At 55.2% G+C, this 13216-nt stretch carries 13 protein-coding genes, 1 tRNA gene and 1 pseudogene; 6 read left to right on the forward strand and 9 right to left on the reverse strand.

Annotated features, from left to right (window positions below):
- Positions 1-487: 487 nt before the first annotated feature.
- The 3 genes from hisF (at position 488) to FEE96_RS04925 (ending at position 1985) form a co-directional block, all read left to right on the forward strand.
- Positions 488-1249 carry an imidazole glycerol phosphate synthase subunit HisF gene (hisF, locus tag FEE96_RS04915; RefSeq protein ID WP_138161901.1) on the forward strand — a complete coding sequence of 254 codons (762 nt, stop codon included), beginning with the start codon at positions 488-490 and terminating at the stop codon, positions 1247-1249.
- 161 nt (positions 1250-1410) lie between these two features.
- A complete protein-coding gene (locus FEE96_RS04920; RefSeq protein ID WP_138161902.1) occupies positions 1411-1671 on the forward strand; it encodes a hypothetical protein in 261 nt (86 codons plus the stop codon).
- Positions 1668-1985: a phosphoribosyl-ATP diphosphatase gene (locus tag FEE96_RS04925; protein WP_138161903.1), complete on the forward strand. Its 318-nt coding sequence runs from the start codon at positions 1668-1670 to the stop codon at positions 1983-1985. The genes FEE96_RS04920 and FEE96_RS04925 overlap by 4 nt, the downstream gene beginning before the upstream one ends.
- A gap of 73 nt (positions 1986-2058) precedes the next feature.
- Here the strand turns inward: FEE96_RS04925 and FEE96_RS04930 are convergent, their stop codons facing one another.
- The 3 genes from FEE96_RS04930 to rlmB form a co-directional block, all read right to left on the reverse strand.
- The gene (locus FEE96_RS04930; protein ID WP_138161904.1) at positions 2059-2529 is read right to left on the reverse strand and encodes a CoA-binding protein; all 471 of its coding nucleotides are present in this window, start codon (positions 2527-2529) and stop codon (positions 2059-2061) included.
- Positions 2530-2722: 193 nt separating this feature from the next.
- The gene (locus tag FEE96_RS04935; RefSeq protein ID WP_138161905.1) at positions 2723-3172 is read right to left on the reverse strand and encodes a YHS domain-containing (seleno)protein; all 450 of its coding nucleotides are present in this window, start codon (positions 3170-3172) and stop codon (positions 2723-2725) included.
- Positions 3173-3296: 124 nt separating this feature from the next.
- Positions 3297-4073, reverse strand: a complete 777-nt coding sequence (rlmB, locus tag FEE96_RS04940) for a 23S rRNA (guanosine(2251)-2'-O)-methyltransferase RlmB (RefSeq protein WP_138161906.1) — start codon at positions 4071-4073, stop codon at positions 3297-3299.
- 120 nt (positions 4074-4193) lie between these two features.
- Between rlmB and FEE96_RS23420 the strand changes: the two genes are divergently transcribed.
- Together FEE96_RS23420 and FEE96_RS04945 are read left to right on the forward strand one after the other, a co-directional pair.
- Positions 4194-4277, forward strand: a tRNA-Tyr gene (locus tag FEE96_RS23420).
- A 455-nt stretch (positions 4278-4732) separates the two neighbouring features.
- Positions 4733-4882 (forward strand): annotated as a pseudogene (locus FEE96_RS04945) (IS3 family transposase); the annotation flags it as partial.
- Positions 4883-5845: 963 nt separating this feature from the next.
- Here the strand turns inward: FEE96_RS04945 and FEE96_RS04950 are convergent.
- The 5 genes from FEE96_RS04950 to FEE96_RS04970 form a co-directional block, all read right to left on the reverse strand.
- Positions 5846-6364: a DUF2478 domain-containing protein gene (locus FEE96_RS04950; protein WP_138161907.1), complete on the reverse strand. Its 519-nt coding sequence runs from the start codon at positions 6362-6364 to the stop codon at positions 5846-5848.
- A gap of 92 nt (positions 6365-6456) precedes the next feature.
- Positions 6457-7122, reverse strand: a complete 666-nt coding sequence (locus tag FEE96_RS04955) for an NnrU family protein (RefSeq protein ID WP_138161908.1) — start codon at positions 7120-7122, stop codon at positions 6457-6459.
- A 188-nt stretch (positions 7123-7310) separates the two neighbouring features.
- Positions 7311-9347, reverse strand: coding sequence for an ABC transporter permease (locus FEE96_RS04960; RefSeq protein WP_138161909.1), 2037 nt, complete (start codon positions 9345-9347; stop codon positions 7311-7313).
- A complete protein-coding gene (locus tag FEE96_RS04965) occupies positions 9347-10399 on the reverse strand; it encodes a quaternary amine ABC transporter ATP-binding protein (protein ID WP_212744734.1) in 1053 nt (350 codons plus the stop codon). The genes FEE96_RS04960 and FEE96_RS04965 overlap by 1 nt, the downstream gene beginning before the upstream one ends.
- Positions 10400-10409: 10 nt before the next feature.
- Positions 10410-11369, reverse strand: coding sequence for an ABC transporter substrate-binding protein (locus FEE96_RS04970; protein WP_425467296.1), 960 nt, complete (start codon positions 11367-11369; stop codon positions 10410-10412).
- A gap of 421 nt (positions 11370-11790) precedes the next feature.
- Between FEE96_RS04970 and FEE96_RS04975 the strand changes: the two genes are divergently transcribed.
- Positions 11791-12384, forward strand: coding sequence for a hypothetical protein (locus tag FEE96_RS04975; protein WP_138161910.1), 594 nt, complete (start codon positions 11791-11793; stop codon positions 12382-12384).
- Positions 12385-12430: 46 nt separating this feature from the next.
- Here FEE96_RS04975 and FEE96_RS04980 read toward each other — a convergent pair whose 3' ends face one another.
- Positions 12431-13210: a methyltransferase domain-containing protein gene (locus FEE96_RS04980; RefSeq protein WP_138161911.1), complete on the reverse strand. Its 780-nt coding sequence runs from the start codon at positions 13208-13210 to the stop codon at positions 12431-12433.
- Positions 13211-13216 lie beyond the last annotated feature (6 nt).

Below are 13216 nucleotides of genomic sequence, written 5' to 3' on the forward strand. Positions count from 1 at the left end.
TATGGAAATTGACTGGGATTCCGCCCTCTATATACTTCTTGTTACAGCCCTTACGACCTCACCAGCTTTACTTGCGATTCCCTGGATCTGGTTCACCAAGTCTCCCAAGGTGCGTTGCATCCTAAGACTTGTACTCCTTGCCGCCATCACAGTTCCAGTCGCCAGCGCTGGTCTGTTTGCACTGGCAACCGGCCTTTGCGATCAAGGTCATATTGATCAACAGTTCGCTGAGTGTGGATGGATTCCATCGGCCGTTTCTGGCTATGGCTCCCTTTCACTTTGGTACGTTTTTGTCGCCCTCCCCCCGCTCTTAGGCCTTGTCTGCGTTTGGATCGAATTCCGCCACTGGCGCAACGGCTAGCAGGTTCTTCCTAACACCATTTTCATTTTCCCAGATGTTGGCCCTCGCCTGTTCAACACCTTATTTCTGAGCACTGGAAATCCACCAAACAACCCTCTATGAATGCGCCGTAACCAGAGGCGAGCCATGCTGAAAACCCGTATCATTCCCTGTCTCGATGTCGCTGATGGCCGTGTGGTCAAAGGCGTTAATTTTGTTGGCCTGCGCGATGCGGGCGACCCGGTTGAAAGCGCCAAAGCCTATGACGCCGCCGGCGCCGATGAACTCTGCTTTCTCGACATCATGGCGACCGAAGAAAACCGCGGCACCATGTTCGACGTAGTGCGACGCACTGCCGAACAATGCTACATCCCACTGACGGTGGGTGGCGGTGTGCGCACCAAGGAAGACGTCCGTGCCCTACTGCTGGCTGGCGCTGATAAGGTCTCGTTTAATTCGGCTGCTGTCGCCAACCCCGACGTCATCGCCCAGGCCGCTGACCAGTTCGGCAGCCAATGCATCGTCTGCGCCATCGACGCCAAGACAGTGAGCCCCGGAAAATGGGAGATCTTCACCCATGGTGGCCGCCGCGAAACCGGCATCGACGCTGTTGAGTTTGCCAAGACCGTGGTCGCTAAAGGCGCCGGAGAGATCCTGCTCACCTCGATGGACCGCGACGGCACCAAGGCAGGCTTCAACCTGCCCCTGACCCGCGCCATCTCGGATGCGGTCAATGTACCTGTCATCGCCTCGGGCGGCGTTGGTAACCTGGATCACCTGGTCGACGGCGTCACCAAAGGCGGAGCCAGCGCTGTGCTGGCAGCCTCAATCTTCCACTTCGGCGACTACACCATTAAGCAGGCCAAGGCCCACATGCAGGCAGCCGGTATCCCGATGAGGCTCACCTAGTGCGGTGGCAAGACTGTTCTTTGGAGGAAGAAGAGCGCACAGACACGCCCTGCGATTGTTGCGGTTCCTCTACAACGGAGGTTACAGGAAATGTCCTGCACCTTAACTCGTTTCATTCATGGTACACTGCCCTCTGGTCTGATGCCCACCCAGACATTTCGATGCACATTACCATCTACACAGGCGACTGGGGGGAAGATGCCCCCCAAAGCCACCGATGGGCTACGCGTATTGCAGTGCATCAGGACGACGAAGGCGGGTGCTCTTTGATGGACTGGTCTGCCGAAGAACAAAAAGAAATTTCCATGTTCACTCCGCTCAATCGAGATGATGTATTAAACAGCGATTATGCACAGCAGCTCTGGGCCTGCGTTGACGCTGTTTTAATGAATGAAAGCCGACTGGAGCACATACGCCAATGACCCTTCTCCACGACCTCGCCGCCACGATTGAGGCCCGCAAGGGCGCTGATCCCTCTAGCAGCTGGACCGCAAAACTGCTCGCCAAGGGCCCGGAAAAATGCGCCGAGAAATTTGGTGAAGAAGCCATCGAGGCCATCATCGAAGCCGTCAAAGGCAACCGCGAAAAACTCACATCCGAAGGCGCCGATGTGCTTTACCACTTCTTGGTGATGCTCGCGGCTCGCGACGTGCCACTGGATGATGTGTTAAACGAACTGGCCCGCCGCCAAGGCCTCAGCGGCATCGACGAGAAGGCTGCTCGCCCAAACACCTGATCTTCATCTAGCCAAAAATATCCTTGGGGGTGAGGCCGCAGGCCGAGGGGGCAAAGCCCCCCTACTTTATGTTCTACAGTTTGGAACTGATGACCCCGGTAGCAAACCCGCCCATTCGCAACTCGCCATGTAATCTCTGGTATTCGATCTTTGGGCAAAGATTCTGCACCACATCGACCCCGCAAGCCTCTGCTTTAGCCGTCGCTGCAGCATGTACAACACCGATCTGCATCCAAATCGTCCGCAAATCGGGAAGAACAGCCAACGCTTCGTCGACAATGTCCGGCACCGCTTCAGATCGGCGAAAGATATCCACCATATCCACCGGACCTTCTATCGCAGTCAGGCTCTCCTGCACCACCTGGCCGAACAGCTGCTCACCCGCATGGCGAGGATTGACAGGAATCACAAGATACCCCTTCAGGCCCAGATACCGCGCTACATAATAGCTTGGACGCACAGGGTTCATCGAGACACCAACCACTGCCACCGTCTTGGTGCGGTGCAGGATATCTTTTAGGAACGGATCGCTATAATTGGTCATAGCGGCACCCTACGCGTGAGATCGAGAAAGGGAAGCCCATAAAAAAGCGCCCAGGTCTGGGCCCGGGCGCAAGGTCTGGAACGAGGGACAGTGAAATAGGATCTGCGGTGGTTCCGCGCCACAGTCACAATAATGATATGGGGTGATAACACGCAATTGAAAGGTCAGATCGCGGTTTCGTGAGCAACCCGCTTTATTGCTTCAGTACAGAAGGCCAGTTGTCGCGCGCCTGCGAAATCAGCTCCGTGGATTGATATTGCCAAATTTGGTGCACACCAGGGCCGTACAGCAAGAACAATTCCCCACCGACGATCTGCCAGGATTCGGGACTTCCCGACATCAAATACCCCTGTGACACGGCAAACGCACAATAGCCGCCAAAACGAGGAGCATAAGCACGTGGATCAGCCTCGAAACTTACCTGATTGTCTTTAGTTACAAAGTGCCAAACTGCACCCTTCCACATGACTGCGAATTTTCTGTGCCCCTTGATTGCCTGCCCTTCGACAAAAAACGCCACGGTATCATAGCCATCAATTGCCACTCCCTGTTCTGCATGGAACATCGGCTGATCCGCGTAGGCACGATCTGGCAGCTGAAACAGCAGGGTAAAAAGGGTCAGAATGGCAAAACGCTGTAGCAAGGAATACTCCATAAAAAAAGGCATCGCCAAGCGGCGGGATTGCACCAATGTGCCGGATCAATCCCACGCTGCCTAGGCGCGATACGCAGTTGTGAACACAACGTAACAGAGCCTCAAAAGCACGTTACCGCGCCACAGATGCGTAGAGCGCCAGTGCTGCCGCGTTCGAGACGTTCAGCGATCCAAACTCACCGGCCGCGTCGATTTTAACCAGCTGGTCCACCGTTTCCTTGGTCTTTTGCCGCAACCCCGGCCCCTCGGCCCCCAACACCAGTGCCACCGGGCGATCCCGTCGTCCCTCCAAGGACGCTTCGACTGTCTGTTCTGCCTCACCATCCAAGCCTAATACGATGAAACCCATGTTCTGCAGTTCAACAATTGTATCCGCAAGGTTGCGCATGCGCAGATAGGGCTGGCGTTCCAGAGCACCGCTGGCGGTTTTGGCCAGGGCCCCGGTTTCAGGCGCTGAGTGGTGCCGGGTTCCAATCACCGCACTGGCCCCCAGAACTTCAGCAGTTCGCAGAATAGCGCCAACGTTGTGTGGATCAGTCACCCGGTCCAGCAGAAGCACTCTTGGCACCTCGGCGCCGATGCAATTTTCAGCTAAGCTGCCCCAATGCAACGGTTTCACTTCCAGCACGGCACCCTGGTGTACTGAGTTCGGATCAATCGGTGCCTTGAACTTGCGAGGGTCAACCAATTCCGCCTCAATTCCAGATTCGGCGATTGCATCAGCCAATTTAGTCTGGGCGTTCAACGTCACCATCAATCGCAATTTCTGGCGCTTTGGGTTCAGCAGCGCATCACGCACCGCATGCAGGCCAAACAGCCAGACGGTTTCTGCAGCAGTGGCCTTTTTGGACTGTTCTTTTTCGACTACCCATTTAGGTTTTTTGGTCATCTTGCTCTCCGGCAAAAAGGAATTTTGAGCCATCCTGAAAAACCAGTGATTTTCCTGTTGACGCTCCGTTGGTGCGCTTGTAGTCACGCCCCACATCAGGTGCAACAGTCACCTGATAGTGGGCGACAGGCCGCAAGGTGTGGCAGGGGACTGTAACTCCCTCGCGGAGACGCACGCCTGGTTCGATTCCAGGGTCGCCCACCACTTCTACCGTGTCGGAGGAGTGAAAATTCAAAAAAATCAAGAACTTGCGGCAAAATGAGTTTTTGCTTTTGTGATTTAGGTTGAAAATCCCGTAATTTTTCTGTTTCCCACGGCCGGTCAGTGGCTGGCAAAGGTTTTGAGCATGTCTAAGACATCGCTATAGCCCCTTGCCCGGCAAAGTTGATCGCCTCGAATCTCTTTTGGCTTTTAACAATTCACGTCCTCAGGCTGACGTGCCCGGCGGTTCTTTTGGAGCGCTAGCTTTGAGGAAAACTCAGGTTGCTGCGTGCCCAGGGCTGTCAACTGCAAATTCGGCGCTACATATCAAACATGGGCAAACACTCTCGGGGGGGGGAGAATATGTCCCAATGTCTGACGTCAGCGCTTGTGGGTCCAAATAGGATAATTTGATAAGGGAGTGTTTCTGGCTCATCGTAACCACTGAGGAGTGGCCGATGAGAAAGACAACCAAGAGCCCTGGCGAGAAGATCGTCAAAGACATCAAGCGGGCGACCCGCAAACAGTATTCCTCTGAAGAGAAGATCCGGATTGTCTTGGACGGTTTGCGTGGCGAAGACAGCATTGCAGAGCTGTGCCGCCGCGAGGTTTTGAATTCTCTGGAACAACAATCAGATCTCGGTAGCGAATTCGCAGCCAGAATGCTCGCAGGTGCTTATCGAAATTTACACTCCCACATCTCTGACGATCGCGCAAAATTGGCAAAACTTGTCGAAGATCACGCTGTGGAGTTAGGCCCTGAAGCCCTCGCGGCTGAAACAATCACTGTGCTTTACGACAAGAATGACTACTATGGTTCTCGGCTAGCGTCAGCGGAATACCTCGAAGGGTTAGACACAGTAGGCCTCGCCAAGGGAGCCCTGAGGCTTAGATCAATTGAGCCACGGGCTTATGTTTTCGTACTGCAACGACAACTGAAGGCTCGAGGGATGTATTCCGGGTCTGTTAATGGGCTGGCCACCCGTTCTACGCTCCGGGCAATCCTCAGGTTCTGCAGGCAAGAAGGATACTTCGATGTGTGTACTCACGGGCCAATTAGTCACGCATCAGCCACACGGATAATGCAGAGTTTAGAAGATACCTAGGTACAATCGCCGAACTACGACCTGAGACTATGGCTCTCAAATACTGTAAATGATCGTTATAAGTTGGTGTCGCTAACTTGGCGCGGGTTTCGATGCGGCTTGGGCAAGCTTTCGTGTATTTACCAATGTTGTACTTCGCCTTCCCAGACTTCAGCGACGAAACTATCGCCCTAGCAAGTAACTAAGTGTTGCGGGAAAGTGCTCCAGCCACGCCGCACCAAGCGATCGTGCAGGCTCCATTGTTCGAAGATAGCCTCCCCCTTCTCAAATACCATGCCGAGCTTGAACTCAGGCTGGATCTGCGACTGAAGGTCGAAACACTCTGACGACGCCCGGCAAGCGTATGGCCCCACCCAAAAGAAATTCCGCAACAAAACTCAAGGCCAAAGCCTAGCCATCCATGACTGTTATCTATGGCTTGGCGGACGAACAAATCCATTGCTCAAACTCGCTTCAGACTTTTCTTTAGACCTCTGGCTGCTGTGCGGTAGTCAGCCATTTGATCAGAGCCTCAACACTGGGTTCGACAGCAACGGCCAGACCGTCCGAGAACTCTTTAAACGCTTCGACGTTCATTTTGTTGACGCCAGACACAACCGGAATTCCCAATGCCATTGCTTCTCCGATTACCGGGCGCATTCCGCGGCCATCGGCCTCGTGCTTGCCAAACTTATTGACAATCAGCACCTCGGGTAGAGGCGCGGCATGGAGCGAATTCGTGACCTGTGCAACGGCATGCTCCAGCGCAGCCGGGTCCAATCGGCAACCACGAGCCTGCGGCCCCAATGACTGCGAAATACGAATGGTTTCCCCTTTTGGCAGAACGCGAACATCCATGTCACACAACGCGTCATCGTGGCATTCTGTGTTGGTCTGTACAATTCCGGCAATGGAGGCCCCCTGCGCTTGAAGGCGCTCGGCCAGCGCGCTTAACAGCCGATCGGTTGCGCCACGGTCTTGGGTCATCACGTAGGCCAGATGCATCACATATCTCTTTCTTGCTTCGGTATGGGCACAGATAGACCTTTTATCACACCCCGACCAGTAGCGGCAGTACCACGCATCGTTTTCAAGCACTACCAGGGCAGCGGCACATAGCCGATGACCGGCTCATGCAGGAGGATCAACACTAACATGACACTTCCTGCGAGGACCAACGGCAATGGCGATAGCGGCAACCGTATCAGATTTAACCGTGCAGTGCCCCGGGCTAAACGTTGCCACTCGCCCTGCCCTAATTGTCGCTGTTTGCGACGGTCGATCAGGAATATGCCCATCACAGCAAAGCCCGCAAACAAACCAAATAGGATTACATGCGCCAAATCGCCGTTGGCCAACACATGTGCCACTGCCCACAGGGCCATCGCCGCCAACAGCGGATGCCGAGTAGCGGCCAGCATGCCGGGTTTATCAGGGTCAAAAGGCTGTTTACCCAAACCACCAAAGCTAAGCGGATTCTGCACCATCACGCCGCCCACAGCGATCAGACAGGCCAGCGGCATCACCACCAGCGGCGCCCAGCGAAAGATCTCCCATTGAGGCAGCACAGCGACAAAGGGTGCGCGCGCAGCGGCCACGATCAGCCATCCCAAGACCAGTAACGATAGAAAGGAATAGGATATGAAGTACCCTTTTGTTCCCAACCGCGCGATCAGCCAGGGTCGCAACGGCGGGCGCACGGGGAACATGTGGCTCACCATGAACAGGGTCAGCGCTGTAATGAATTCGAGCCAGTCTGTCATCTCAGTTTCCGAAAACTCTGTAAACTGAGAGAACGTGTAGGCCAAGCTTATAGCATCGTCCACCACATGAGGGGAGCGCTTGACCTTGGGGAGGTGCTAAGCGCCTTCCCATTTTGCTGAAAGCAAACCATTTGTTTGACGGGAAGGTCAGGCGCGGCCCGGCGATGCCGGGCCAAACCAAGTTTTGGTCACAGCCCCAGCACCTTGCGCCGTTCTTCGGCAAAGCCCTGCACCATACGGTCGGCAATCAGCGCCAGGATCGCCATCGCGGCCCCAGCCGAAATGCCAAGCCCCACATCCGCCTGTCCCAACGCCAGATAGATCAGCTGCCCCAAACCGGTGGTGCCGATTAGCGCCGCGATCACCAGCATGGCAAAGGCATACAAGATAGTCTGGTTCAACCCCAGCAGGATCGTCGGCGCCGCATAGGGTGCCCGCACATCACGCAGGATCTGCCAAGTGGTTGCCCCTGATGCAATTGCTGCCTCGATCATCTCGTCCGGGGTCTCTGTCAGCCCATGACGGCTATAGCGGATCATCGGCACGATCGCGTACGCGATGATCGCTAGAAACGCCGAGAATTCGCCGATCTGAAACACCATCAGAACGGGGATCAGGAACACGAACAACGGAATGGTCTGCAACATGTCACAGATCGGACGGGTGATCCGCCACGCCATTGGTGACACCGCGCACAGCAAACCGATACCGCCACCGACAATCGCACAGGCAAATACCGCAGCGCCACTAAGGTACAGCGACAACATCGCACGATCCCACAGTCCCGACAGCAGGATGGTCAACAGCAGCCCAACCGACAACACTGCCAGCCCACGCCCCGACGCCACCCAGCCCAGCGCCGCAACGCCGACCAGAACAAACGGCCATGGCAGGTTGGTGATACCGGTCTCCAGCATACCAACAAAGATCAGCACCATGATCCCCCAGGTTACCTGTCCGCGCAGCGCCAGCATCAGTCCGGTCACGGCGCCAACGGCAAACAGCCCCAGGCTCCATTGTGCTGTCCACTGGAAACCCCAAGTGAACGGCAGCACGGCCTCATCCAGGCCAATGCGCAGCGGCAACAGACCAAAGTACAACACATTATTTTTGACAGCAGCCAACCATTGCCAATTGGCGGTGGTAAAGGCGCTAAGCCCCGCATCCACTGCATCAACCGCGTCATCAAAGGCCGAATACTCGGATGGGTTCGGCAGGCTGTTCCATGTAACCGCACTGGCAACAACACCAACCGCCAGAATGCCCCAGGCAACCCGTGCATCATAACGTTTGCGATTATCCTGCGCCAAGGTGCCGCTCATCCGGTCGATGATTACGGCAAACACCACAATGACCAAGCCAGCCATCAACGCAGGACCAAACTGCGCCTTGCGCATGGTCAGCAGTACTTCCCAGCCGATGTCATCAAAACCACCGATCACAGCCGCGATGATCACCATCGAAAGCGCCGCCATCAGGCATTGGTTGACCCCCACCAGGATCTGCGTCGCCGCCGAGGGGATCTCGACCTGAAACAGCTGCTGCAACCGGGTTCCCCCAGCCATAATCGCGGCTTCTTTGATCTCTGGCTCAATCCGCTCCAGCCCCAGCAACACATTGCGCGCCATGGGTGGTGCGGCATAGATCGCACTGGCAATCAGCCCAACCACGGGACCAAAACCAAATAGCACCAGTAGCGGTGTCAGATAGGCAAAGGTCGGCACCGTTTGCATGATGTCCAGCATCGCCTGCACCGGTTTGCGAAACCGCGGGTATTCATTGGCCAACACACCGATGCCACCACCGACGATCAAGGCCAAAGGCACCGAAACCGCAACCAATGACAGTGTGTTCATGCTCTCGGCCCAATAGCCCGAGGCCAGCACAAAGCCCAACCCCACAACGGCCATCAGCGCCATCGACACGCCGCCCAGCATCCAGCCAATGGCTGTCACCACAGCGATCACCAGGATCCAAGGCGAGCTCCCCAATACCAGATTTGTGGCCTCCATCGGATAGGACATTAGAGCTGAAAATCCGCGCGCAATTGGTTTTATCAGTTGCAACAGCCAGGTCATGCCCGTGCCAACCCAATCGGTTGCTGGCACAACCAGCGTTTCGGGGAATGTCACCAGCCAGGGCAATGTGGTTTCCAGCAGCAGGCACAATGCACCCACGACCAGGGCCACCAATGCGGCAAGGCTTCCCTTGCTAAGACCCGCCATCACCCGGCTTCCACATGCAGGGCAGCAGCCAGATCAGCAGGGTTCACAACACCCAACAACGTGCCATCTTCGGCGCGTACCGGAACCGGTTCATACAGGTCCATACACCGCGCCAATGCAGCATCCAGCGTCATATCCACCCGCAAGCCCGGATCATCGGCGCCATATACGTGCCCCTCGCCCGGTTCCATCACCGAGGCCACATGGGCATGACGCCCCTTGGCTACATCTTTTGAAAACTCGCGCACATAGTCATCTACCGGGTTTAGGATGATATCGGACGGCGTGCCAATCTGAACAACCTTACCGTCGCGCATAATGGCAATACGGTCGGCCAGTTTCAGCGCCTCGTTAATGTCATGGGTGATGAACACAATGGTCGTTTTCAGCTCGGCCTGAATTTGCAAGAACTCATCCTGCAACTGACGACGGATAAGTGGGTCAAGTGCCGAGAACGGCTCATCAAGGAACCAGACAGAGCAATCGGTCACCAGCGAACGGGCAATACCAACGCGCTGACGCTGACCACCGGACAGTTCGCGCGGGTAGTGTTTTTCACGCCCGCCCAAGCCAACCAGATCGATGACTTTCTGAGCCTTTTCCAGCCGCGCCTTACGCTTCATCCCCTGCACCCGCAGCGGATAGGCCACGTTGTCAATCACGCTCATATGCGGGAACAGACCAAAATGCTGAAACACCATACCCAGCTTTTTGCGCCGCAGCTCGATCAGCCGCGCAGGTGTAGCCTCGACAATGTTTTCATCGTCAATGCGGATCTCGCCATTGGTCGCATGCAACAGATGCGAAATACAGCGGATCAGGGTGGACTTGCCCGAACCGGACAACCCCATGATGACAAACAACTCGCCTTCGGCCACTTCAAAATTGGCGTCCTGCACCGCGGCGATCAGCCCTTTTTCACGCAGCGCAGCTGCGGCGGCTTCGGGTTCGGAATGGACAGACAGCGCCTCGGCTAAGGCGCTGTCTGCGTTGGGGCCAAACACCTGCCAGACATTCTGGCAGGAGATGGCGGCCTGAGGCTTGTCGCTCACGATCGTCAGCTTACTTGGTGGCTGCGTCGACAACCGGGCGCCATGTGGCCTCGTTCTCGGCCATCCAGGCAGCAACCACTTCTTCGACCTTGCCACCGTCCACGTCGACGGCACCCATCATCGGCTGCTGATCTTCAACAGCTAGGGTGTAGTTTGACAGGATTTCGCTGGCAGCAGGCCATGTTTCAGCCAAACCGGACCAACCAGCCTTAAAGATGCGCGAAGCGGCAAAATCACAGTCGTTGATCGCATTGGGGTTCGGGCCCCAAGCTGGATCTGAGAAACAGGCATCTTCACCGGCTGGCAGATCAACGAATTTCACGTCATAAGCCGACATCGCCCAGTGCGGCTGCCAGAAGGTAACCAACAATGGAGTCTTACGCTCAGTCGCGGCGCGCAGCTCAACAATCAGTGCAGCCTCAGAACCAGCAGGAACTGCTTTGAAGGGCAAATCCAGACCCGTCATGCGGTCAGCACCCGGTGTGCCCCAATCGGCAGGGTAGTCAACCAGACGACCGGCTGGCAGTGTTTCAGCCGAGGCAAACAGCGGCGCGCAGTCTTTTAGCGCTTCCCATGCTGGCAAACCAGGGCACAGCTCGCCCACGTGTGCCGGATAGGCGATACCTTCACGGGCAGCCAGTTCCAGATCACCCAGCTCAACCACGGTGCCTTCACCAATTTTCTTGGCATAGTCATCGGACACGTTGGAGGACCAGATTTCCAGCGTCGCGTGGATGTCGCCATCGGCAATCGCCTGGAACTGGTTCATCATGCCAGCCGAGACGTACTCAACCTTATAGCCAGCCGCCTTTAGCATTTCACCAGCGATATGAGTGGTAACGTGCTGTCCGGTCCATTCGTTCACTGCCAGGCGGATCGGCTTGTCCACCGCGCCCAGATCAGCCGCTTGTACCATTCCGGTCGTTACTGCAAATGTGGCCGCTCCAAGCGTCGCCGCATATCTCGTCATCTTCATAAATCTACTCCCAGTGTTGTTGTTCTGCACCCGCCCGTGAACAGACCGGCATTCTAATTGGAATCTGAATTTTCGTAGCCTGAAAAGGCCACTGGATCCGCAATCTGTTTTTTTGTCCCGATCAGGATGAGTCTCACCATCAGATTGACCGGTGTACCCCTTAGTGTTTGACCAGATAACGACACTTTGTCGAGCAATTGCGGCTCATTTCTCCATTTTTTTGTTCAGCCGTTCAATTTTTGGTGCAAGCAATCAAGATTTGACTTATCTTCGTCGCTAAATCTGCCAGCCCCCAGAGGCCTTGAGCTCAGATTAACTGCTGATCCACAGCAAAAGGCCTTCAACCTAGAGCCAAACAGTTGGCAGGCAGCAAAAACGCAATATTATTAAAGACAGGGGTAATCAGGGGGTATTCATGACAACCAGTTATTCGATTCCATCTGTACTGCGTCTCGGTATCATCGGCGCGCTACTTGGTATTGGCAGCGGTACTGCCGCCGACACAATCGACTGGAAAACTGTGGGCGGCTGGGATGTTTCTTTCTATCCCAGTTCCGAAGGCTGTCAGGCCTTTTCCCTGTTCGAAGAAGACACCGCCTTTTTTATCGGTTTTGATAATACCGGTGGCAACCTCAGCCTGGACATCACCCTGCTGGACAACCGGTGGAGATCAATCGAAAACGGCAGTGAATATTCGATCACGGCTAAATTTGGCAATGAGAGCCCATGGACACTGGCAATGGATGGCATTCAGGTCGACGGGTTTCCGGGGTTAAACATGTTGATCGATGCCAATTCAGATCAAGCAGGGTTGTTCATTGATGAGTTCCAACGCAAAGGTTCAATTACCTGGAGCTTTGGCAGCAGTCCTTTGGGTCGTTACACCCTTCGCGGATCTCGCAAGGCCTTCAATGAGGTGGTCGCCTGCCAAAGGTCTTACCTCGAAGCTTTGAATGGCAGTTCGGACCCGTTTGCCACATCCGACCCTTTCAGGAAGAAGGGACAGTAGTAAACTACACTGCTTGGAATTCATTTCCTCCAATCGTGAAAGCCGGTTAGCGACATTTCCTGGCGATCATGCAGACTGGATCATAGGTCAACGGCAGCTTTCCATCCTGACCAAACTGATGCCGATAAGAGGCTTCAAATTCCCTCAGCCGCCCGCGGTTCCAACGTTGTGAAGCCTGGGCGTTAACACCAGTTTTTCTCAGGTGACGCAACAGCTCAACAGCGCTGTCAAACTGCAGAACCATCGGCTTTTGCGCTACATGCATCAGCTCGACATCGCGAGGCAGCAGTGCAGGCCAATCTTGGGCATTATGATAGCTTGGCGCAGCAGCGTCTGATCCTAGATTTCGTAACTCGTGAAACTGGGCTCTGCCAAATCCTGAAACAGCTAGCCAACCTCCAGGACATAGCCGGGCCACCAGCCGCGCCATCAATGCCGGAACATCACTGATCCATTGAACAGTGGAAGCGGAAGCGATCAAGTCCAATTCTATGGGAAGCGGCACTGTTTCTATTGGGCCAAAAGTGAAATCTGTTCTCTCAGCCCGATCCGAAGTCAGCACGCTTAACCCTGACACGGCCTCAGCCACCAGATCATTCAAAGACAGGTGGTGGATATCGAAATTCTCAATCAGCGGCCGCGTCAAATGTCCTGTGCCACAGCCAAACTCAAGAACATTTTCAAACCGGACTGGAGCACCTTGTTCACGCAGCATCTGCACCAGATTGGTAGCAATCTTTGCCTGTGCCGTAGCACCCATATGGTAACTGCTCAGCCCGCGGCGAAAACTTTGCCGCACCCGGTTTTGGTTCAAACTTGAGGTCATGTTGTC

Origin of the sequence: Parasedimentitalea maritima (genome assembly GCF_005771405.1) — a bacterium.
GTDB classification, from domain to species: domain Bacteria; phylum Pseudomonadota; class Alphaproteobacteria; order Rhodobacterales; family Rhodobacteraceae; genus Parasedimentitalea; species Parasedimentitalea maritima.

Coding starts and splice junctions, on each gene's coding strand:
- FEE96_RS04970 (WP_425467296.1), bottom strand. CDS start 11,369: ATGACGAGATATGCGGCGACGCTTGGAGCGGCCACATTTGCAGTAACG.
- rlmB (WP_138161906.1), bottom strand. CDS start 4,073: ATGACCAAAAAACCTAAATGGGTAGTCGAAAAAGAACAGTCCAAAAAG.
- FEE96_RS04980 (WP_138161911.1), bottom strand. CDS start 13,210: ATGACCTCAAGTTTGAACCAAAACCGGGTGCGGCAAAGTTTTCGCCGC.
- FEE96_RS04975 (WP_138161910.1), top strand. CDS start 11,791: ATGACAACCAGTTATTCGATTCCATCTGTACTGCGTCTCGGTATCATC.
- FEE96_RS04920 (WP_138161902.1), top strand. CDS start 1,411: ATGCACATTACCATCTACACAGGCGACTGGGGGGAAGATGCCCCCCAA.
- FEE96_RS04930 (WP_138161904.1), bottom strand. CDS start 2,529: ATGACCAATTATAGCGATCCGTTCCTAAAAGATATCCTGCACCGCACC.
- FEE96_RS04925 (WP_138161903.1), top strand. CDS start 1,668: ATGACCCTTCTCCACGACCTCGCCGCCACGATTGAGGCCCGCAAGGGC.
- FEE96_RS04955 (WP_138161908.1), bottom strand. CDS start 7,122: ATGACAGACTGGCTCGAATTCATTACAGCGCTGACCCTGTTCATGGTG.
- FEE96_RS04950 (WP_138161907.1), bottom strand. CDS start 6,364: ATGCATCTGGCCTACGTGATGACCCAAGACCGTGGCGCAACCGATCGG.
- hisF (WP_138161901.1), top strand. CDS start 488: ATGCTGAAAACCCGTATCATTCCCTGTCTCGATGTCGCTGATGGCCGT.
- FEE96_RS04960 (WP_138161909.1), bottom strand. CDS start 9,347: ATGGCGGGTCTTAGCAAGGGAAGCCTTGCCGCATTGGTGGCCCTGGTC.